Annotated in this window: 17 protein-coding genes; 12 read left to right on the forward strand and 5 right to left on the reverse strand. The window is 74.0% G+C overall.

Annotation, left to right across the window (positions count from 1 at the left end; all coding sequences use genetic code 11):
- The first annotated feature begins 46 nt into the window (after positions 1-46).
- A complete protein-coding gene (locus tag ACIGHB_RS06880) occupies positions 47-817 on the forward strand; it encodes an SDR family oxidoreductase (protein ID WP_360310805.1) in 771 nt (256 codons plus the stop codon).
- A gap of 158 nt (positions 818-975) precedes the next feature.
- Positions 976-2,214, forward strand: coding sequence for a cytochrome P450 (locus tag ACIGHB_RS06885; RefSeq protein ID WP_399910126.1), 1,239 nt, complete (start codon positions 976-978; stop codon positions 2,212-2,214).
- A gap of 149 nt (positions 2,215-2,363) precedes the next feature.
- Here the strand turns inward: ACIGHB_RS06885 and ACIGHB_RS06890 are convergent, their stop codons facing one another.
- Positions 2,364-3,167 (reverse strand): thioesterase II family protein, encoded by an 804-nt coding sequence (locus ACIGHB_RS06890; RefSeq protein WP_399910128.1) that lies wholly within the window; start codon positions 3,165-3,167, stop codon positions 2,364-2,366.
- 147 nt (positions 3,168-3,314) lie between these two features.
- Between ACIGHB_RS06890 and ACIGHB_RS06895 the strand changes: the two genes are divergently transcribed.
- Together ACIGHB_RS06895 and ACIGHB_RS06900 are read left to right on the forward strand one after the other, a co-directional pair.
- Positions 3,315-3,659: an acyl carrier protein gene (locus tag ACIGHB_RS06895; RefSeq protein WP_360310799.1), complete on the forward strand. Its 345-nt coding sequence runs from the start codon at positions 3,315-3,317 to the stop codon at positions 3,657-3,659.
- Positions 3,656-5,395: an acyl-CoA dehydrogenase family protein gene (locus ACIGHB_RS06900; protein WP_399910132.1), complete on the forward strand. Its 1,740-nt coding sequence runs from the start codon at positions 3,656-3,658 to the stop codon at positions 5,393-5,395. The genes ACIGHB_RS06895 and ACIGHB_RS06900 overlap by 4 nt, the downstream gene beginning before the upstream one ends.
- 36 nt (positions 5,396-5,431) lie before the next feature.
- On the opposite strand, the gene ACIGHB_RS06905 is transcribed toward ACIGHB_RS06900, so the two are convergent.
- Both ACIGHB_RS06905 and ACIGHB_RS06910 read right to left on the reverse strand, forming a co-directional pair.
- Positions 5,432-6,796, reverse strand: coding sequence for a helix-turn-helix domain-containing protein (locus tag ACIGHB_RS06905; protein ID WP_360310795.1), 1,365 nt, complete (start codon positions 6,794-6,796; stop codon positions 5,432-5,434).
- 352 nt (positions 6,797-7,148) lie between these two features.
- Entirely contained in the window at positions 7,149-7,817 is a 669-nt protein-coding gene (locus tag ACIGHB_RS06910; RefSeq protein ID WP_360310793.1) for a 4'-phosphopantetheinyl transferase superfamily protein, read from the reverse strand.
- Between the two features lie 186 nt (positions 7,818-8,003).
- Between ACIGHB_RS06910 and ACIGHB_RS06915 the strand changes: the two genes are divergently transcribed.
- The 7 genes from ACIGHB_RS06915 (at position 8,004) to ACIGHB_RS06945 (ending at position 17,730) form a co-directional block, all read left to right on the forward strand.
- Positions 8,004-8,990 (forward strand): LuxR C-terminal-related transcriptional regulator, encoded by a 987-nt coding sequence (locus tag ACIGHB_RS06915; RefSeq protein WP_360310791.1) that lies wholly within the window; start codon positions 8,004-8,006, stop codon positions 8,988-8,990.
- A 270-nt stretch (positions 8,991-9,260) separates the two neighbouring features.
- Entirely contained in the window at positions 9,261-11,303 is a 2,043-nt protein-coding gene (locus ACIGHB_RS06920; protein ID WP_360310789.1) for an MFS transporter, read from the forward strand.
- Between the two features lie 88 nt (positions 11,304-11,391).
- Positions 11,392-12,705 carry an amidase gene (locus ACIGHB_RS06925; RefSeq protein WP_399910137.1) on the forward strand — a complete coding sequence of 438 codons (1,314 nt, stop codon included), beginning with the start codon at positions 11,392-11,394 and terminating at the stop codon, positions 12,703-12,705.
- Positions 12,706-12,786: 81 nt separating this feature from the next.
- Positions 12,787-13,797 carry a 3-oxoacyl-[acyl-carrier-protein] synthase III C-terminal domain-containing protein gene (locus ACIGHB_RS06930; protein ID WP_360310901.1) on the forward strand — a complete coding sequence of 337 codons (1,011 nt, stop codon included), beginning with the start codon at positions 12,787-12,789 and terminating at the stop codon, positions 13,795-13,797.
- Positions 13,798-13,859: 62 nt separating this feature from the next.
- Complete coding sequence (locus ACIGHB_RS06935; RefSeq protein WP_360310785.1) at positions 13,860-14,162, forward strand: acyl carrier protein; 303 nt, start codon at positions 13,860-13,862, stop codon at positions 14,160-14,162.
- Positions 14,159-15,643 (forward strand): AMP-binding protein, encoded by a 1,485-nt coding sequence (locus tag ACIGHB_RS06940; protein WP_399910141.1) that lies wholly within the window; start codon positions 14,159-14,161, stop codon positions 15,641-15,643. Before ACIGHB_RS06935 ends, ACIGHB_RS06940 begins: the two co-directional genes overlap by 4 nt.
- 62 nt (positions 15,644-15,705) lie before the next feature.
- Positions 15,706-17,730, forward strand: a complete 2,025-nt coding sequence (locus tag ACIGHB_RS06945; protein ID WP_399910143.1) for a thioredoxin domain-containing protein — start codon at positions 15,706-15,708, stop codon at positions 17,728-17,730.
- Between the two features lie 75 nt (positions 17,731-17,805).
- On the opposite strand, the gene ACIGHB_RS06950 is transcribed toward ACIGHB_RS06945, so the two are convergent.
- Together ACIGHB_RS06950 and ACIGHB_RS06955 are read right to left on the reverse strand one after the other, a co-directional pair.
- Positions 17,806-18,204, reverse strand: coding sequence for a rodlin (locus ACIGHB_RS06950; protein ID WP_360310779.1), 399 nt, complete (start codon positions 18,202-18,204; stop codon positions 17,806-17,808).
- A gap of 97 nt (positions 18,205-18,301) precedes the next feature.
- Positions 18,302-19,336, reverse strand: coding sequence for an LCP family protein (locus ACIGHB_RS06955; protein WP_399910147.1), 1,035 nt, complete (start codon positions 19,334-19,336; stop codon positions 18,302-18,304).
- Between the two features lie 118 nt (positions 19,337-19,454).
- Between ACIGHB_RS06955 and ACIGHB_RS06960 the strand changes: the two genes are divergently transcribed.
- Positions 19,455-19,682 (forward strand): hypothetical protein, encoded by a 228-nt coding sequence (locus ACIGHB_RS06960; protein ID WP_399910150.1) that lies wholly within the window; start codon positions 19,455-19,457, stop codon positions 19,680-19,682.
- Positions 19,683-19,724: the final 42 nt, after the last annotated feature.

Below are 19,724 nucleotides of genomic sequence, written 5' to 3' on the forward strand. Positions count from 1 at the left end.
GTCGGAGCAGAGAGCAGCGAGCAGCAGAGAGAGGCAGGCACACCCCATGCGTACCGTCATCGTCTCCGGCGCGTCGAGCGGCATCGGCCACGCGACCGCCGAGCGTTTCGTCCGCTCCGGCGACCACGTCGTCAACCTCGACGTGCAGGCCCCGCCCGCGTCCACCGCGCAGGGTCCCCGCGAGGGCGGCGGGCACCTGCGCTGGATCAAGACGGACGTCGCCGACTGGGAGGGCGTCCGGGCCGCGGTCGACGAGGCGCAGGCCGAGCACGGCCGGCTCGACGTCGTGATCGCCAACGCCGGCATCAGCGTCCGGCACGGCATCCTCGACCTCACCGAGGCCGAGGCCCGGCGCACCCTGGACGTCAACCTGATGGGCGTCCTCGCCCTGTGGCGCCACGCGACCGGGCACATGCTGCGCCAGGGCGGCGGTGTGCTGCTCGCCACGGCGTCCGTCAACGGCGCCCGCGGCTACCCGCTCTACGCCGACTACAACGCCTCCAAGGCGGGCGTGAGCTCGCTGTGCCAGACCTTCGCGATCGAGCTGGCGCCGCTGATCCGCACCGCGTGCGTGGCGCCCGGCGCGGTGCTGACGCCGATGCAGCGCGCGGAGTACACGGACGCGATGCTCGACGAGGTCAACGCCCGCATCCCGCTCCGGCGCCACGCGGCGCCCGAGGAGATCGCCGACGTCTTCCACTTCCTCGCGTCGGACCGGGCGTCCTTCGTCTCCGGCCAGGAGTTCGTGGTCGACGGCGCCGAGACCGCGGGCGCCACCACCGCGTTCTTCCCCGGCCCGACGGAGCCCCTCCGCTGAACCTCCGCGCCGCCCCGCCGACCGCGGGACGGCGACCGAACCGGCCGCCCCGCCGACCGCGGGACGGCCACCGGACGGGGCCGCCCCGCGAACCGCGGGACGGCCCCGCCCCCGGCACCGCCCCGATCCCCGCGTCCGCACCACCGCCGGAGAGCCAGATGACCGCCATGACCAGCCGCCCCGCGCTCGGAACGAGCACCCTGGAGGACGTCGACCTCGCCGATCCGCTCCTGCACGCCCGGCACGACCTCGGCGCGCACTGGCGGCGGCTGCGCGAGGAGGAGCCGGTGCACTGGCAGCCGCCGCGCGCCGGCCGGCCCGGGTTCTGGGTGATCAGCCGCTACGACGACGTCATGTCCGTCCTGGCCGACAGCGCCGCCTTCACCTCGGAGCACGGCAACGTCCTCGACACCCTCCTGGCCGGCGGCGACTCGGCCGCCGGCAAGATGCTCGCCGTCACCGACGGCCGCCCCCACAAGGCGCTCCGCAGCGCCCTGCTCAAGCCCTTCTCGCCGCGCGCCCTCGACGTCGTCGTCGACAGCGTGCGGCGCGGCACCCGCGCCCTGGTGGCGGAGGCCGTCGGGCGCGGCACGGTGGACTTCGCCACCGAGGTCGCCGCGCACATCCCGCTGGCAGCCATCTGCGACCTGCTGGGCGTCCCGGTCTCCGACCGGCGGCACATCATCGACCTCACCTCCTCCGCCCTCTCCTCACCGGACGGCGTGCCCACCGAGGAGGCGACCTGGGCCTCGCGCAACGGCCTGCTGCTGTACTTCTCCGAGCTGGCGGGCTCCCGCAAGGAGAAGCCGCTCGACGACGTGGTCAGCCTGCTGGTCACCCGGGAGATCGACGGGCGCCCGCTGACGCACGAGGAGATCGTCTTCAACTGCTACAGCATCATCATGGGCGGCCACGAGACCACGCGGTTCGCCATGATCGGCGGGCTGCGCGCGCTGATGGAGCGGCCGGACCAGTGGGAGGCCCTCGTGTCCGGGAAGGCGGCCCTCGCGCCGGCGGTGGAGGAGGTGCTGCGCTGGACCACGCCCGCCCTGCACGCCGGCCGCACCGCCGCGCAGGACGTCGTCCTCGGCGGCCAGTTCGTCGAGGAGGGCGACGTCGTCACGACCTGGATGTCGTCGGCCAACCGCGACGAGCGGATCTTCGACCGGCCGGACGAGTTCGACCTGGCCCGCACGCCCAACAAGCACGTGTCCTTCGCCTACGGACCGCACTTCTGCCTGGGCGCCTTCCTGGCCCGCGCGGAGCTGACCGCGCTCCTGGAGAGCCTGATCGAGCTGGTCGGGCACGCCGAGCCGGCGGGGGAGGAGTCGTACGTCTACTCCAACTTCCTCAGCGGTCTGTCGTCCCTCCCGGTCGCCCTGCGACCGCGGACCTGACACACTCCGGCGCGGACCTGACACACTCCGGCGCGGGCGGGCCACGTCTCACGGCGCCCCGCCCGCCCGGAGCCGTACACCCGGAGCGCCCCCACCGCCCGCGCGGGCACCGAGACCGGCACCCTCCAGGCGCTCCGGGCGGCCCCGTCTCAGACCGCCGCCATCGCCGCCAGCTCCGCGCACACCGCCTCGACCGTCTCCCGCGCGTGGCTCTGCGGGAAGTAGTGCCCGCCGGGCAGCACGCGCAGCGCGTGCGCGGCGGTCGTGTACCGGTCCCAGGGCCGGACCTGCGCCACCGTGGACACGGTGTCCTCCGCGCCCGCGAACGCCGCCAGCGGGCAGCCGACCGGCTCGGGGGCCGCCGCCAGGTACGCCTCGGCGAACGCCATGTCGCCGCGCACCGCGCGCAGCAGGTCCCGCAGGAAGTCGGGGAATTCGAGCAGCTCGGGCGGCAGCCCGCCGCTGCCGCTCAGCCAGTCGATCAGCCCGGCGTCGTCGCCGGAGGCCACCGATTCCCGTCCCAGCGGCACGTGCGGCGCCCGCGACCCCGACACGAGGAGCGCGCTCGGCGTCCGCACCGCGCCCCCGGCCGCCGCCTCGCGCTCGATCCGCAGGGTCAGCTCGTAGCCGAGCAGCGCCCCGAAGCTGTGCCCGAAGAAGGCGTACGGCAGGTCGAGTTCACCGCGCAGCCCGTCGAGGAGTGCGTCCACAAGCGCGTCCATCGTCGCAGGCATCGGCTCGTCGATGCGGGAGCCGCGGCCCGGCAGCTCCACCGGGGCCAGCTCGACGCCCGCCGGCAGATGGGCCCGCCACGGGGTGAAGACGCCGACGCCGCCGCCGGCGTGCGGCAGGCAGAACAGCCGCAGCCGCGGCACGCCGCGGGCGTACCGGGCGCTGATCCAGGGGGTCGGGGCGAGCGGGCCCCGCGCGGACGCGGTGTCGTATGTGGTCATGGCCGCAAGACTGGGTGCGGCCGGCCGCCGTCGGCCAGGCAGCTCCGGCAACTTCGCCGCAAGTCGCCTGTGGTCCGCCGAAGTTGCCGCGTGGCTGCCGGGCGGGATGCCTGGGGGGAGGGTCGCGCCGTCCCTAGCGTGAGCCGCATGACGAACACTCCTGCCGCCGTCGGCACCGACGCCGTCTCCGCCATCGTGAGCGGGATGGTCCAACTGATCGCCCCCCGCAAGGTCGACTCCGTCGGCCCCGACCTGCGGCTGATCGGCGACCTCGGCTTCCACTCCCTCGTCCTCGCCGAGCTCGGTTACAACCTGGAGGAGCTGTACGGCCTCCGGTCGCTCAACCCCGAGGAGGCCATGCGCCTCCAGAGCGTCGGCGACGTGATCGAACTGGTCCGGGCCGAGGTGGCCGCGGGGCAGGCCGCGCTCGCCGAGGACGAGGTCGTCGAGGACGTCTTCGCCCGTTACGGCGTCGAGAGCCCCCTTTCGTGACCGGGCGCGCCTTCGACCGTCCGGCCTTCGCCCTCGCCGAGGACCTGGACCGGGCCCTCGGCGACCCCGAGGCCCCGAGCGGTCCGTTCAGCTACGCCGAGATCGTCGAGCACGAGGAGAACGGCGCCCTGCCGCCGGGCGCGGTGGACACCATCCGCGCCTGGGGCTTCGCCGACCACCTGGTGCCGGAGACCTTCGGCGGGAAGCTGCGCAACCTGGAGCAGCTGTTCCTGCTGACCCGTTCGCTGTCGCGCCGCAACGTCACCGTCGCGGTGATGTTCGGCTCGGCCGTGCTCGGGGTGAACCCGGTCTGGCTGTGGGGCACCGACGAGCAGCGGCGGCGGGTGGCCGAGGGGTTCCTCTCCGGCGACCTCGCCTGCTTCGCGGTCTCCGAGCCCGACCACGGCAGTGACCTGGGCACCAACGAGACGACCGCCGCCCGTGACGGCGACGACTACGTCGTGACCGGCGAGAAGTGGCCGGTGGGCAACGCCACCCGCGGCCGCTTCGTCACCGTGTACGCCAAGGTCGAGGGCGCCGGCTCCTCCCTCCTGCTGATCGACAAGGAGCAGCAGGAGGAGGTCACCTGGGACAACCACCCGTTCGTGCGCACGGTGGGCCTGCGCGGCCACGACCTCAGCGGCCTCACCTTCCGCGGCACCCGGGTGCCGTCCTCCGCGCTGATCGGCCGGCCCGGCGCGGGCCTGCCCGAGGTGCTCCAGGTCCTCCAGATCACCCGTACCGCCATCGGCGCCCTGTCGGTCGGCACCATGGACTCGGTGCTCCGGATCGGGCTGCGGCACTCCCGGGACCGGATCCTGTACGGGGCCCCGATCTACGAGATCCCCGTCATCCGGCGGCACCTGCTCGGCGGCTTCCTCGACCTGCTGATCGCCGAGTGCACCGCGCTGCCGGTGGCCCGGGCGCTGACCGTGGCACCGTCCCGGCTCAGCCTCTGGTCGTCGGTGGTCAAGTACCTGGTGCCGACGCTGGGCGAGGAGGTGGTCCAGGAGATGGCCCGCGTCCTGGGCGCCCGCAGCTACCTGCGCGAGGGCGTCGCGCACGGCGCGTTCCAGAAGCTCCAGCGCGACCACGCGATCGCGAGCATCTTCGAGGGCACCACCCACGTCAACCTGCACGGCATCGCCGCGCAGCTGCGGGCCGTGGCCCGGGTCGCGGAGACGCCCGCCCGCAAGGGCGAGGAGGTGCTGGGCGCGCTGTTCGACTGGTCGGAGGAGGCGCCCCGCTGGGAGCCCTCGGGCCGGGCGCTGCGGCTCACCAACGCCGCCGAGGACGAGATCACCCGCGGCTGGGGCCCGGCGGTCGAGGAGGCGCGCCGGATCGCCGGGAGCGAGCTGCCGGCGGCCGAGGCGGCGGCCCTGGTGAAGGTGCTCGACGCCTTCGGCGAGCGCCGGCGGGCGTTCTACGCCCGGGTGGACAGCGACGCCTTCGACGCGGTGTCCACCGAGGGCCAGGACCTGGCCGCGGAGCACTGCGTGCACCACGCCGCGGCCTCCTGCCTCTACACCTGGCTCCACTCCTTCGGGGCGGAGCGCGCCGCCGAGGGCGGCACCGGCTGGCTGGTCCTGGTCCTGCAGCGGCTCCTCCAGCGGATCGACCCCGCGGCCGAGCTGGACGAGACCTTCCTCCCGTGGCTGGAGGAGCGGATCCTTGCCTCGCTCGACGGCCCGGAGCACTTCTCGCTCCGGACCGTCAAGGAAGCGGTCGGCGCCTGACCCCCGCGATCCTGCGCCTTGACGCCTGGTGTTCCGTCAGCCGACGGCGCACCAGGCGTTTTCCTGTGCCGGTTCGGCGACCTCGGTGACGAAGTGCCGGACCAGGGAGGGGACCCGGTAGTTGTACTGGCGCTCGCGGTGGATCTGCACCAGCGAGGCGTCGGCCAGTTCGGCCAGCAGATGGGCGACGTGCGGTGCGCGGGCCGTGTCGTCGGGGCCCGGGATGGTGAGCGCGTCGTCCAGGGAGAACGTCCTGGGCAGGGCGGTCAGCCGGTGCAGCAGGTCCCGGTGGGGCGTCGGCAGCAGCTCGTAGCTCCAGCGGACGCTGCTCGACAGGGTGCGGTGCCGGGAGAGGTCTCCGGCGTCGACCCGCGCCAGCAGGTGGAAGAGCGTGTCGTCGTCCAGGAGCGAGGTGAGCGGCAGCGAGCGGAGCCGGCCGGCCGCTAACTCGATGGCCAGGGGGATCCCGTCGAGCAGGGCGCACAGCTCGCGGACGAGCGGCAGCCGGCTGCTCAGGTCGAGCGTCGGCAGGCTCGCCTGCACACGGCGCAGGAAGAGTTCCACCGCGCTCGGCACGGCGGACTCGCCCCGGGCCAGCATGCCGGTGTCCAGCGGCTCGACCTCCCAGGTCTCCGCCGCGCTCACCGCCATGGTGCGGCGCGAGGTGACCAGGACGTGCAGGCCGGGGTGGGCGTCGAGCAGCCCGCGGACCACCCGGGCGGTCTGCTGGACGACGTGCTCGGCGCTGTCCAGGACCAGCAGCTGTCTGCGCATTCCGGCGTCTTCGCGCGTAGAGATGTCGGAGCGGACCAGGTCGCCGGTGATGCGGTGGAGCTCGCTGGCGGCGCGGACGGGGTCGAGGTGCTCGGGCGGGCAGTCGTGCAGTTCGGCCACGGCCACCCCGTCCTGGAAGAGCGGCAGCAGCCGGGCGGCGGCGGCGAGCGCCAGCCGGGTCTTGCCCACCCCGCCGGGTCCGGTCAGGACGACGAGCCGGCCGCGCTGGACGGCGCCGAGGAGGTGCCGCAGGTCGGCCTGGCGGCCCACCAGCGGGGCCGGCAGCGGGCGGGGCCCGTACCACGGCGGCGGTCCCGAGTCGGCCGCCGGCCGCTCGGTCTCGGGGTGCGGGACGGGGGCCGGCCAGCCGCCGCTCTCCGCGGGAGCCCCCTTGTCGAGCGCCGAGGCGGTGGCGCCGAAGGCGCTGAGCAGCAGGGAGACCGAGCTGCGGCGCGGGTTGATGTTGGAGCCCGTCTCCAGGTTGCGGATGGTCCGGACGCTGACGCCGGACCTCTCGGAGAGCTCTTCCTGTGTCCAGCCCGACATTCTGCGTTGGTGGAGCAGGAAGTCTCTCAGGCTGTGGATGTCCGTGGGTCGGAACGGGATGGTCTCGTTCGGGGTCTGCATGGGGAAGAACACCCTCCGGATCGTGTGCGGAATGCGTGCAACGCGCAGGTGGATCGGCGGTGTTGTTCCGGCGGCGACATGACAATGTCGCGGCCGCCTGGTGCCGGGGCCGATCCGCGGGTCCGGGACGTGGATGGTCCCGAATTCCCGCCGGTGTTTGCCTTTTTCCGAGGTTTATCTGTGGGGCCGGTGAAAGGTGACGGTTGCAAGCGGGAGGCGGCCGATCGGGATCAGCGTAACCGGGAAGTGTGGACGGGACTGTGGCAGGAAGTGCTGGCTGGCAGCTTGGTGCCACTGATTCATAGCTCCTGGAGGGGGCGGGGAGATGAGGAAGAGGTGAACTGACGACAGGTCAGATTTCACTTTGTTGAACGAGCAAACTTGTCAGCAGAATCCCCGACCGCGCCGACCAGCGCCCCAGCAGGCCCTCTTCCGGAAGTGCCGGGAGAGACGTTTCCGATTCCGGCGGTATCGCGAGGAAAGTGCCGTCCGGGTACGGTCGCACCGTGAAGTCCTGGAATCCGAACCGGCCCCCCAGCCACGGCGAGAACGCCTTGTACGCCGCCTCCTTGGCGCTGAACACCAGCCGGTCGCAGGGCAGCCCGCCCGGCGGGAAGTCCTCCCGCAGCCACGCCCGCTCCACCGGGCCCACCACCCGGGCGGCCACCACCGCGGGCAGCGGCTCCAGCGGCTCCGCGTCGATGCCCAGCGACGCGTACGCCGAGACGCGCGCCACCGCGGCCGCCCGGTAGCCCGCGCAGTGCGTCATGCTGCCCACCACCCCCGCGGGCCAGCCCGGCGCCCCCAGCGGCCCCGGGACCAGCGGCGCGGGGGCCGCGCCCAGACCGGCCAGCGCCGCCCGCGCGCAGCCGCGCACCGTGGTGAACTCGCGGAGCCGCTCCGGCGACACCCCCGCCACCGCGGCCCGCTCCGCCGGGAAGAGGACCGCCCGGCCCGCCGGACCGTCGTCCCCGAACGCCTCCGCCGCGCACACCCCGGGCGGCAGCAGCCCGGCGATCACCGGGCACCCGCCCCGGCGTCCGGCCCGCCCCGCCCGCTAGCCGGAACCGGATTCACCCCTTCGGACCTCTTGATCGCACAAGCGGTTGATCGGGTAGAAAGTGGAAGAGCCGGGAGCGCACGCGTCCGACCGAACGACCAGCCGCGCGCGCTCCGAGGGTAACGGGGAACAGGGGGACGCGAGCACATGCTCGGAAGACTAGGACGGTTAGGGTTCGACCACCTCGCCGCGGCCGTGTACCGGGGCCTGATCGGGGGCAGTTCGAAGAGCGTCGACGACCTCGCCAAGGAGCTTGCCCTGCCCGCGGGCGAGGTGCGCTCCGCCATCGAACGCCTGGAGAAGATGGACCTGCTGCTGCCGCAGCGGGAGGGCCGCAGCCGGCTCGTCGACCCGAACCTCGGCCTGAAGTCCCTGCTGCTCCGGCAGATCGCCGGGATAGAGGACCGGATCAGGGAGTTCGAGGAGGACCGGGCCACCGTGCTCGACCTGCTGGCGCAGTTCGCGGACCGGCACCCCGGCGGCCTGGAGGCCGGCGGCGTCCACGTGTCCGGCCGCGAGGCGGTGACCGACCGGCTCTGGCAGCTGGCCGGCGACGTGGAGGCCGAATGGCTCGCCTTCGTCCCCGGCGGCGTCCGCAACACCGAATGGCTGGAACTGGCCGCGGCCCTCACCGTCCAGGTCCACAACAGAGAGGTGGCCAACCGCACCGTCTACACCGACGGCATCCGCACCGACGCCGCCGCGCTGCGCCGCGCCACCCGCTGCAAGGAACTGGGCTGCCCGGTGCGCACGGTCCCGTCGCTGCCGGTGCACATGCTGCTCATCGACCGGAGCAGGGTCCTGCTGCCGGTGGACCCCGGCGACCCCTGGTACGCGGTCATGGAGATCACCTCGCCGGGCGTGATCGCGGCCCTCCAGGCGCTCTTCGAGCACGTGTGGGAGAGCGGCGTCCCGCTCGGCACCGACACCGGCACCGACGAACACGGGCTCAGCCCGCAGGAGCGCGAGCTGGTACGGCTGCTCTCGCGCGGTCTCACCGACGGCGCCGTGAGCAGACGCCTCGGCGTCTCCCTGCGCACCGTCCGCCGGGTCGTCGCGGACCTCTCCGCGCGCCTCGGCGCGGAGAGCCGCTTCGAGATGGGCTTCAAGGCAGCCGAACGCGGCTGGCTCTGACCCGGGGGGCGAGTGCTCCGACCTCCGCCCGGGCCGCCCGGGGCGAGCGTTCCGACGCCCGCCCCGGGCCCTCCGGAGCACGTCGGCGCGGCCCTCCGGAGCACGCCGGCGCGGCCCTCCGGAACACCCCGCCGCCGCCCTCCGCCGTGGCGGCAACTCCGGCCGGAAGTTGCCGGTGCACTGCCTGGTCCGGCCGTCCCCGGGTGGACGAGCATCGGCGGGAGCCGGGAGGTGTCCCCGGGCACCGCACGGCATGGAGGAAAAGAGCGAATGGCCACGGCGCAGCCGCGCTCCGAAGAGGACGAGCGGACCGAGGAGGTCGACGCCCGCCCCCCGTCGCTGTGGCGCAATCTCGACTACATGTACTGGTGGACCGGCAACGGCGTCTCCACCCTCGGCACCAGCGTCTCCACCCTCGCCTTCCCCCTCCTGATGCTCTCCGCCACCGGCTCGGTGGCCCAGGCCGGCGCCATCACCGCCTGCCACATGATCGGCACCCTGGTCATGCTGCCCGTCGGCGGCGTCCTCGCGGACCGGGTCTCCCGCCGCGCGCTGATGGTCTCCGCCTCGCTCGGCCAGGCCCTCGCCATGGCCGCCGTCGCCCTCCTCGTCTACCGCGGCGACCCGGTGATCCTCCTCCTGGACCTGCTCGCCCTGGCCGGCGGCCTCGCGGCCGGACTGCGCAGCGGTGTGTCGATGTCCGCCCTGCGCCGTATCGTCCCCAAGGAACAGGTGCCCACGGCCACCGCGCAGGGCATGGGCCGCGACATGGTCGCCCATCTGCTGGGCGCCCCGCTCGGCGGCCTGCTCTACTCGCTGTCCCGCTGGATGCCGTTCCTCTTCGACGCGCTCTCCTTCCTCTTCGTCACGCTCGCCTCGGCGCTGATCCGCCGCCCGCTTGGCCCCGACCGGTACACGGGGGAGGGGCCGCGACCCGGCCTGTTCACCGAAATGGCCGATGGCCTGCGGATGGTGCGCGGCAGCCGGTACCTGGTGTTCACCATCGTCTGGGGCGCCCTGCTCAACGTCGTCGCCGAGGGCTTCACCCTGCTCTTCGTGGTCCTCGTGCAGCACCGCGGCGGCAGCCCCACCGACGTCGGCACCGCCACCTCGCTCGCCCTGGTCGGCGGGCTGCTCGGCGCCACCGCCGGACCCGCCCTGATGCGGAAGATGGGCGCCCGCCGGGTGATGCTGGTGGCCGCCTGGCTCTTCGTGGCCTGCTTCGCCGCCGTGGTCTGGGTGCCGCGCCCCTGGCAGATCGGCCTGGTCCTGCTCGTCGCGATGACCAGCATGGTTCCCCTCAACGTGGTCATCGAGTCCTATCAGGTGCGGCTGGTCCCCGACGCCTATCTGGGCCGCCTCGCCGCCGTCGTCCGCTTCAGCATCCAGGCCGTGCAGTGGACGGGGCCGCTGGGCGCCGGCTTCCTCGCCGACGCGCTCGGCGTCCGTCAGGCGGTCCTGGTCCTGGCCGTGTGCATGGCGGCCCTCGCGCTCGCCCTGCACGTCGCCCGCCGCCGGCTGAGCATCCTCGACATTCCGCTGGCCGAGGTCCGGGAGATCGATCCTCCCGGCGTGCCGGCCCCGGCGCCGGTGGTTGACACCGCGGCCAACGACCGCTCGAAAGAGGACAGTTCAGGCGAGGACGAGCGCCGTGCGGAAGCAGGGTGTGGAAGGGTTGACGACATGACTGAACACTCCGGACATCACGACCAGAACAAGCAGATGGAACCCGCCAAGGCCCGGGGCAGCGAGCTCCTGGCCTCGGACGACGACCGCAACCGCGTCGCCGAGAAGGTACGGGCGGCCGTCGCCGCCGGCCGCCTGGAGATCGACGACCTCGACGCCCGCCTCGCCCAGGTCTACGAGGCCAGGACCCACGGCGAACTCGACGTGGCCGGCCGCGGACTGCCGGACATCGGCCCCCGGGACGCCCTCGTGGTGGACCGCGCGCCCACCTCGCGCTTCGCCCTCGGCATGTTCGGCGGATTCGAACGCCAGGGCGAGTGGGTGGTCCCGCCGCGCTTCACCGCCTGGTCGATGTGGGGCGGCGGCCGGCTCGACCTCAGCGAGGCGCGGTACGCCGAGCAGGAGACGGTCATCCGCGCCGTCGCGCTCTTCGGCGGCACCGAGATCATCCTCCCCGACGACATCGAGGTCGAGGTCAGGGGCTTCGGGCTCTTCGGCGTGTTCGGCAAGCGCGGCGCCCGCAAGCACAACAAGCCGGGCACCCCCCGGGTGCTCATCAAGGGCCTCGCGATGTTCGGCGGCGTCGTCACCAAGACCAGGGAGATGAACCGCTCGATCGAGAAGTAGTCCCCGCCGGACCGTGACCGCGCGGCCCGCCCCGTCCCGCCGTACCGGACCCCGCCCCTCCCCCTCGGGGCGAGACACGAAGGAAGCCATGGAAGATCCAGTGCGGACCACGTCCCTGCTCCACGTGGCCGAGAGCCTGCGCACCGGTGCCACCGGCGTGCGGGAGCACACGGACGCCACCCTCCGGCGCATCGCCGACGTGGACCGGGCGGTGCGTGCCTTCGTGGACGAGCCGGAGCGGACGGAGCGGTTACGAGCCGCCGCACAGGACGTCACGGACCGACACCCGGCACCGGACGGCCGTCCGGCGCTGTACGGCGTGCCCGTCGGCGTGAAGGACATCCTGCACGTCGACGGGCTGCCCACCCGGGCCGGCTCCACCCTGCCCGCCGAGGAACTCGCCGGCCCGCAGGCCACCGCCGTCTCGCGGCTCCTCGCCGCGGGCGCGCTGATCGCCGGCAAGACGGTGACCGCCGAGTTCGCCGTCGCCGCCCCCGGCCCCACCCGCAACCCGCACCACCTCGACCACACCCCGGGCGGCTCCAGCAGCGGCTCGGCCGCCGCCGTCGCCGCCGGACTCGTCCCGCTGGCCCTCGGCACCCAGACCATCGCCTCGCTCATCCGCCCCGCCGCCTACTGCGGCGTCGTCGGCTACAAGCCCACCCACGGCCGCGTCCCCCTCGACGGCGTCCTCCCGACCTCCCCGTCGTACGACACCGTCGGCACCCTCACCGCCACCGCGGCCGACGCCGCCCTCGCCGCCTCCGTCCTCTGCGACGACTGGCGCCCCGAGCGCGCCGGCGCGGACCGGCCGGTGCTCGCCGTCCCGGAAGGCCCGTACCTCGGCCTCGCCGAACCGGAGGCGCTCACCGCCTTCGACCGCCAGGTGACCGCCCTGCGCGACGCCGGATACGAGATCCGTACGGTCCCCGTCTTCGACGACTTCGAGCAGGACGCCTTCTCCCTCTTCGTCGTCAACCTCTACGAACTGGCCCGCGCCCACGCCGGCCTGTTCGACCGCCATGCCGACCGGTACGACCCCCGCACCGCCGAGGCGATCCTCCAGGGCCGCACCGCCCAGGAGTCCGACTACGCCGACGCCCTCAAGGCCCGCGCCGCCTTCCGCGACCGCCTGGCCGACGCGACCCACCGCCACGACGTGGACCTGTGGATCACGCCCGCCGCCACCGGACCGGCCCCCCGCGGACTCGACAGCGCCGGCGACTCGGTCATGTCCCTGCCCTGGAGCGGCGCCGGCCTGCCGATCGTCTCGGTCCCCGCCGGACGCTCCGCCGCGGGCCTCCCGCTCGGCCTCCAGTGCGCCGGCCGGACCGGCGAGGACGAGCGGCTGCTCCACTGGGCGCGCGACCTCGAAAGCACCCTGAGCGCGCCCACGGCGTGACACCGTGCCGGCGGTTCCGGCGCCCCTGGCCAGACGGGCCGAGCCCGTGACAGACGGAGAAACGAGGGACCGGCAGTGGAGATGGGCATCGTCGCCGTCGGGACGGCGTTCGGCGAACCGTGCGACGTACGGGAGACCGCGGCCGCGTACCTGGCCGACCCCGGTGTCGCCGAGAAGATGGGCTACGACACGTACTACCGGCTGCGCGAGGGCGACACCCCCACCGCCCTGGCCGCGCGCGCCGCACGCGAGGCCCTGGAGGACGCGGACCTCGACGTGGACGACCTGGACCTCCTGATCGTCGGCGTCTCCGACATCCCCGAGTACCTCGGCTGGGACACCTCCGCCGCCGTCGCCCGCGCCCTGGGCGCCCGCACCGTCCCCACCGTCCAGTTCACCCAGTCCTGCGCCGCCTGGTCGCCCGCCCTGGACCACGCCGCGGGCGCCATGGCGCTCTCGCCCGACACGGACACCGTCCTGCTCGTCCTGGTCAACGTGCTCAGCGAGGCGCACGCCAACCGGATGGACTTCAACGCCACGATCGCCAGCGACGGCGCCGTCGCCGCCGTCCTGCGACGCGACCACCCCCGGCTCCGCCGGCTCTCCTCGGCCCACCTCACCAACTCCGCCTACGCCGACCTGTTCCGCATCGAGTACGGCGGCGCCGCCGCGCCCGTCGCGCCCGAGGGCGAGGGCAACCTGGACGTGGACCCGAAGATCGCGGTCTTCCGCCACTTCGACCGCGACCCCGCCCGCTTCGAGGAGTTCGAGCAGGAGATCCGCGCCCGCCTCGCCGGAGTCGTCGACACCGCCCTGGTCCGCGCCGGACGCGAGCGCCACGAGATCGCCCGGCTCGTCTTCATCAACGACAACCAGCGCGCCGTCCAGGAGGCCGGCGAGGCCATCGGACTGCCCGTCGAGCGCACCAACGCCGACCTGGCCCGCGAACTGGGCCACATGGGCGCCGCCGACCAGCTGGTCTGCCTCTGGCGCCACGTCGAGGCCGGCGAACTGGCCAAGGGCGACCTGGTCGCCCTGGCCGGCATCTCGGCACCCGGAATGCACTGGTTCTGCACGCTCATCGAGGTGTGAGGCCGCCACCCCGGCCGGGCCGCCCCGGGCCCGGCCGGCGGGGACCCGCGACAGGAGACACCATGACCACCACCGAGCCCCGCACGCCCCCGGCACAGGCCGGCACCGTCACCGAGGAGGAGATAGCCCGCTTCGTCGTCGCCCGCTTCCTCCCCGGCGTCGACGTCGCCGAACTCGAACCCGACTACGACCTCCTGGCCACCGCCGTCATCGACAGCCTCGGCCTCCTCCGCATCGCCTCCTGGCTGGAGAAGACGCACGGCGTCGTCATCCCCGACCGCGAGCTCACCGGCCCGCGCTTCCGCAGCGTGCGCGCCATCCACGAGACCGCCGCACGGGCCGCCGCCACGGGCACCCGGTCATGAGCCGCACCCTCGCCGAGGCGTTCACCGCCCACGCCGCCGCACGGCCCACCGCGCCGGCCCTCGTCTGGGAGGACCGCCCGGTCGGCTACGGCGAGCTGTACGCCATGGCGGCCCGCGCCCGCGCCCGCGTCGAGGCCCTCCCCGGCCCCGCCGGCCCCGTGGGGCTCCTCGTCCGCAAGTCGCCGCAGGCCGTCGCCCTCGTCCTCGGCTGCCTGCTGGCCGGCCGGAGCTTCCTGCTGCCCTCCCGCGAGCTGCCCGAGGAACCCCTGCGCTCCCTGTACGCGCAGGCCGGCTGCCGCGCGGTCCTGGGCACCGAACCCCACCCGCTCGTCGACCACCCGATGGACCTCACCACCGGCCCCCGCACCGACGCGCCGCCCGCCCCGGTGCCGGAGGACACCGCCGGCTTCCTGCTGACCACCTCGGGATCGACCGGACTGCCCAAGATCGTGCCCGTCCCCACCGGCGCCGTCACCCGCTTCACCGCCTGGGCGGGCGAGTCCTTCCCCCTCGGCCCCGGCGCCCGGGTGCTGAACTACGCCCCGCTCAACTTCGACCTCTGCCTCCTGGACATCTGGAGCACCCTCGCCCACGGCGGCACCGTCGTCCTGGCCGACCCCGACCGCGGCGCCTCCCCCTCGTACCTGCGCGACCTCGTCGCCGACCACGCCGTCACCCTGATCCAGGGCGTCCCGCTCCTCTTCCAGCTGCTCATCGAGGCCACCGCCGACAGCGGCCCCCTGACCACGCCCGAACACATCGTCTTCGCCGGCGAGAGCACCCCCGGCCGGGTCCTGGACGACCTCGCCGCGGTCTTCCCCGACGCCCGCTGGTACAACAACTACGGCTGCACGGAGACGAACAACAGCTTCCTGCACGTCATCGACCGCACCGCCCCCGTCCACGCCCCCCTGCCGATCGGCCGCCCGCTCCCCGGCGTCGACTGGCTCATCACCGACGAGGACGGCAAGCCGGTCACCGGCCAGGGCCGCGGCGAACTCGTCGTCAGCACCCCCTTCCAGACACCCGGCTACCTCAACGCCCCGAACGAGGAACGCTTCGCCCCGCACCCGGACGGCGAACCGGGCCGCGTCTACTACCGCACCGGCGACGTGGTCACCCGCCACGAGGACGGCACCGTCAGCGTCCTCGGACGCGCCGACTTCATGGTGAAGGTACGCGGCTTCCAGATCAGCACCCAGGCCGTCGAGCAGGTCCTCCTGGACCACCCGGACGTCGTCGAGGCCGCGGTGATCGCCCTGCCCGACCCGGCGGCCGGCACCCGCCTGCACGCCGTCCTGCGCGTCACCGCCCCCGGCGCCGTCTCCACCCTCGCCCTGCGCGCCCACTGCGCCCGCCACACGGTCCGCGCCGCCGTCCCGACCGCCTTCGACCTGACCACCGACCCGCTGCCCAAGACCTCCACGGGCAAGGTGGACCGCAACCTGGTCCGCCGCGCCCTCGCACCCGCCGCCGACTGACCCCACCGCGCCGCCCGGGTGGCCTCTGGGCGGCGCGGAGGCGGGTGCGCGAGGATGGCCCCATGGCGAACCGACTGGCCCATGAGACCTCCCCCTACCTGCTCCAGCACGCCGACAACCCGGTGGACTGGTGGCCCTGGTCCGCCGAGGCGTTCGAGGAGGCCCGCCGCCGCGACGTCCCGGTCCTCCTCAGCGTCGGCTACAGCTCCTGCCACTGGTGCCACGTGATGGCCCACGAGTCCTTCGAGGACGACGCCACCGCCGCGCTCGTCAACGAGCACTTCGTCGCCGTCAAGGTCGACCGCGAGGAGCGCCCCGACGTCGACGCCGTCTACATGGAGGCCGTCCAGGCCGCCACCGGCCAGGGCGGCTGGCCCATGACCGTCTTCCTCACCCCCGACGCGGCCCCCTTCTACTTCGGCACCTACTTCCCGCCGGAGCCCCGCCACGGCATGCCGTCCTTCCCCGAGGTCCTCGACGGCGTCCGCGCCGCCTGGGCCGACCGCCGGGGCGAGGTCGCCGAGGTCGCCGACCGCATCGTGAAGGACCTCGCCGGCCGCTCCCTCGCCCACGGCGGCCGCGGACTGCCCGGCGAGGAGGAGTCGGCCACCGCCCTCCTCGGCCTGGTCCGCGAGTACGACGCCACCCGGGGCGGCTTCGGCGGCGCCCCCAAGTTCCCGCCGTCGATGGTCCTGGAGTTCCTGCTCCGCCACCACGCCCGCACCGGCGCCGAGGGCGCCCTCCAGATGGCCGCCGACACCTGCGAGGCGATGGCCCGCGGCGGCATCTACGACCAGCTCGGCGGCGGCTTCGCCCGCTACGCCGTGGACCGCGCCTGGGTCGTCCCGCACTTCGAGAAGATGCTGTACGACAACGCGCTGCTCTGCCGCGTCTACGCCCACCTGTGGAAGGCGACCGGCAGCGACCTCGCCCGCCGGGTCGCCCTGGAGACCGCCGACTTCATGGTCCGCGAGCTCCGCACCCCCGAGGGCGGCTTCGCCTCCGCCCTCGACGCGGACTCGGACGACGGTACGGGCCGGCACGTCGAGGGCGCCTACTACGCCTGGACCCCCGCCCAGCTCGCCGAGGTCCTCGGCGCGGAGGACGCCGCCCTCGCCGCCACCCACTACGGCGTCACCGAGGACGGCACCTTCGAACACGGCGCCTCGGTCCTCCAGCTCCCCCAGGAGGCGGGCCCGGCCGACGCCGGCCGGATCGCCTCCATCCGCACCCGGCTGCACGCCGCCCGCGAGCGGCGCGCGCGCCCCGGCCGCGACGACAAGGTCGTCGCCGCCTGGAACGGCCTCGCGATCGCCGCCCTCGCCGAGACCGGCGCCCTCTTCGACCGCCCGGACCTGGTCGAGCGCGCCACCGAGGCCGCCGACCTGCTGGTCCGCCTCCACCTCGACGACGGCGGCCGGCTCACCCGCACCTCGAAGGACGGGCGGGCCGGCGCCAACGCGGGCGTCCTGGAGGACTACGCCGACGTCGCCGAGGGCTTCCTCGCCCTCGCCGCCGTCACCGGCGAGGGCGCCTGGCTCGACTTCGCCGGCCTCCTCCTGGACCACGTCCTCGACCGCTTCACCGGCGAGGGCGGGGCGCTGTACGACACGGCCCACGACGCCGAGACCCTCATCCGGCGCCCCCAGGACCCCACCGACAACGCCACCCCGTCCGGCTGGACCGCCGCCGCCGGAGCACTGCTCTCGTACGCGGCCCACACCGGATCCGAACCCCACAGGACCGCCGCCGAGGGCGCTCTCGGCGTGGTCAAGGCGCTCGGCCCGCGCGCCCCCCGCTTCATCGGCTGGGGCCTCGCCGTCGCCGAGGCGCTCCTCGACGGCCCGCGCGAGATCGCCGTCGTCGGCGCCGCCGCCGACCCCGCCTTCCAGGAGCTGCGCCGTACGGCCCTGAGGGCGACCACCCCCGGAGCGGTCCTCGCCGCCGGAGCCCCCGACGGCGAGGAGTTCCCGCTCCTGCGGGACCGCCCCCTCGTGGCCGGGTCGCCCGCCGCGTACGTCTGCCGTCACTTCACCTGCGACGCACCCGTCACCGACCCGGAGGCCCTGGCCGGCCGGCTGCGCTGAGGCCCCGAACGGGCACGGCCCCGCCGCCCCTCCGGAGAGGGACGACGGGGCCGCGCCGTGGCCGAGCGGCGGTGCTCAGTGGTTGCCGGCGCCGTTGCCGGAGAGCACGGGGATGTCGCTGAGGATGTGCGACAGCGGCTCGTCGCCCTTGGCCTGGGTCGAGTTCTCGACGCACTGCTGGTTCTGCGGGGAGGACAGGACGTTGATGTCCTGGACCGCGATCGGGATGGCACCGATCAGCGAACCGGCGTTGACCTTGGCCGGGAGACCGATGCACGGCTTGTTCAGGGAACCCTGGACGAGCGCGAACTGCGGGCTCATGTTGCCGTAGGTGGCGGAGTTGCCGAACTCCTGGTGCGCGCCGTTGCCGGAGAGCGAGGTGGTGCCGCCGTCATCGGCGATCGCGAGAGCCGGGCCGGCCGTCACGCCGACGACCGAGGCAGCCACCGCAGCGGTCGCGAGGAGCTTCTTCATGGTTCTGGCCTTTCGGATTGCTGGCCCGAGCTGACTGTCGGGCCGCGCTGATCAACTGGTCACGGGGTCGGAGGTTCCGGCTTGTCCACCGGACGGCCTACGGGCAGATGAGCGAAGAACCCCTGGCGGGGGCGTAGTCGGCGACGGAGATCTCGCTCGGGGCGACGGCGTCGCCGGGCGGCAGCGGGCGGTCGGCGCGCAGCCGCGCGAAGACCTCGGCGGCCCCCTCCGCGTCCCAGCCCACCGTGGACCCGGCGCCCTCGACGGGCGGGTTGAAGCCCCGTACGGGCACGGTGGCGAACTCGGTACGGGAGAGGGGGACGGCCCTCAGCCGGGCGGCGAGCGACAGCAGTTCGGCCGGCGAGCTCCCGCGCTCGGCGGGCTCCGTCCCCCGCAGGGTCGAGGCGAGTGCCGCCAGCTTCCGCGGCTCCCGGAAGACCCCGCCGGACCGGAGCCGGTCCAGCGCGTTGACGACGAACCGGTGCTGCTTGCGGATGCGGCCGAAGTCCATCTCCCCGTCGGCCTTCCGGGAGCGCACGTACTGCAGCCCCTCGCCGCCGCCCACCCGCTTGGTGCCGACCGGGAGGTCGAGCCCGGTGGACGGGTCCTTCAGCGGTTTGGTGGTGCAGATCGGCACCCCGCCGTCGATCCGGTCGACGGCGTCCATGAACCGGCGGAAGTCGACCTTCAGGTAGCGGTGCACGTCGAGCCCGGTGGCCGCCTCGACGGTCTCGACGGTCAGCAGGGCGCCGCCCTCCGCGTGGGCGGCGTTGATCTTCGCGGGGTGGGAGTCGTGGACGGCGCCGTCGCGCACGTCGGTGTGGGGGCCGGGGAGTTCGGCGAGCGAGTCGCGCGGCAGCGACACCACGCTGATCCGGTCGTTCCGGGCGGAGAGGTGCACGAGCATCATCACGTCGGTGCAGTCGCAGCCCTTGCCGCCGAGCCGGAAACGTTCCTTCTCCGCGGCGGTCACGCGGGCCCGCGAGTCGGTGCCGACCACGAGCAGGTTCAGCCCCCGTGCGGGGGCGGGGAGTTCGACGGGATCGCCGAGGGCGGAGGCGAGGGCTCCGGGGGCGAGCGCGAGAAGCGCCGCCGGCGCGAGCAGGAGCCACCGCGGACGCGGGAATCTCATGTCCGCACGGTATTTCGAAGCCGCTCGCACAGAGTTCCGCGACGCGACATCGAGCGCCTCAATCACTCCGTTGCGAAGCTTGTGTAATGATGCGGGAATAGCAGCGGAAGGAGCGAGGATGGCGCCGCCGGTTCCCGGTAATCCCGGGAAATGGGAACGCATGGCCTTCATTCCGAAGAGCCGGTATGTGAGCGAGCCGACGACCGCCGATCCCCTCCGGTCGACCCGGCAATTCCCCGTCTATTCCGCCCTGGTGACCCAGTGGGCACAGGCGGGCCGGACGGTGCCGGGAATGCCGGACCGGGAATGGGAGCGGCTGATCTCCACCCCCGTCTGGCCGCGCTAGCCGGCCCCGTACGCGCGAAGGGGCCACCCTGGCGGGGCGGCC

The sequence above is a fragment of the Streptomyces sp. NPDC085460 genome, assembly GCF_044541975.1.
Taxonomy (GTDB): Bacteria; Actinomycetota; Actinomycetes; order Streptomycetales; family Streptomycetaceae; genus Streptomyces.

Coding starts and splice junctions, on each gene's coding strand:
- ACIGHB_RS06905 (WP_360310795.1), bottom strand. CDS start 6,796: ATGCAGACCCCGAACGAGACCATCCCGTTCCGACCCACGGACATCCAC.
- ACIGHB_RS06945 (WP_399910143.1), top strand. CDS start 15,706: ATGGCGAACCGACTGGCCCATGAGACCTCCCCCTACCTGCTCCAGCAC.
- ACIGHB_RS06925 (WP_399910137.1), top strand. CDS start 11,392: ATGGAAGATCCAGTGCGGACCACGTCCCTGCTCCACGTGGCCGAGAGC.
- ACIGHB_RS06880 (WP_360310805.1), top strand. CDS start 47: ATGCGTACCGTCATCGTCTCCGGCGCGTCGAGCGGCATCGGCCACGCG.
- ACIGHB_RS06920 (WP_360310789.1), top strand. CDS start 9,261: ATGGCCACGGCGCAGCCGCGCTCCGAAGAGGACGAGCGGACCGAGGAG.
- ACIGHB_RS06915 (WP_360310791.1), top strand. CDS start 8,004: ATGCTCGGAAGACTAGGACGGTTAGGGTTCGACCACCTCGCCGCGGCC.
- ACIGHB_RS06960 (WP_399910150.1), top strand. CDS start 19,455: ATGGCGCCGCCGGTTCCCGGTAATCCCGGGAAATGGGAACGCATGGCC.
- ACIGHB_RS06930 (WP_360310901.1), top strand. CDS start 12,787: ATGGGCATCGTCGCCGTCGGGACGGCGTTCGGCGAACCGTGCGACGTA.
- ACIGHB_RS06940 (WP_399910141.1), top strand. CDS start 14,159: ATGAGCCGCACCCTCGCCGAGGCGTTCACCGCCCACGCCGCCGCACGG.
- ACIGHB_RS06950 (WP_360310779.1), bottom strand. CDS start 18,204: ATGAAGAAGCTCCTCGCGACCGCTGCGGTGGCTGCCTCGGTCGTCGGC.
- ACIGHB_RS06935 (WP_360310785.1), top strand. CDS start 13,860: ATGACCACCACCGAGCCCCGCACGCCCCCGGCACAGGCCGGCACCGTC.
- ACIGHB_RS06895 (WP_360310799.1), top strand. CDS start 3,315: ATGACGAACACTCCTGCCGCCGTCGGCACCGACGCCGTCTCCGCCATC.
- ACIGHB_RS06955 (WP_399910147.1), bottom strand. CDS start 19,336: ATGAGATTCCCGCGTCCGCGGTGGCTCCTGCTCGCGCCGGCGGCGCTT.
- ACIGHB_RS06885 (WP_399910126.1), top strand. CDS start 976: ATGACCGCCATGACCAGCCGCCCCGCGCTCGGAACGAGCACCCTGGAG.
- ACIGHB_RS06890 (WP_399910128.1), bottom strand. CDS start 3,167: ATGACCACATACGACACCGCGTCCGCGCGGGGCCCGCTCGCCCCGACC.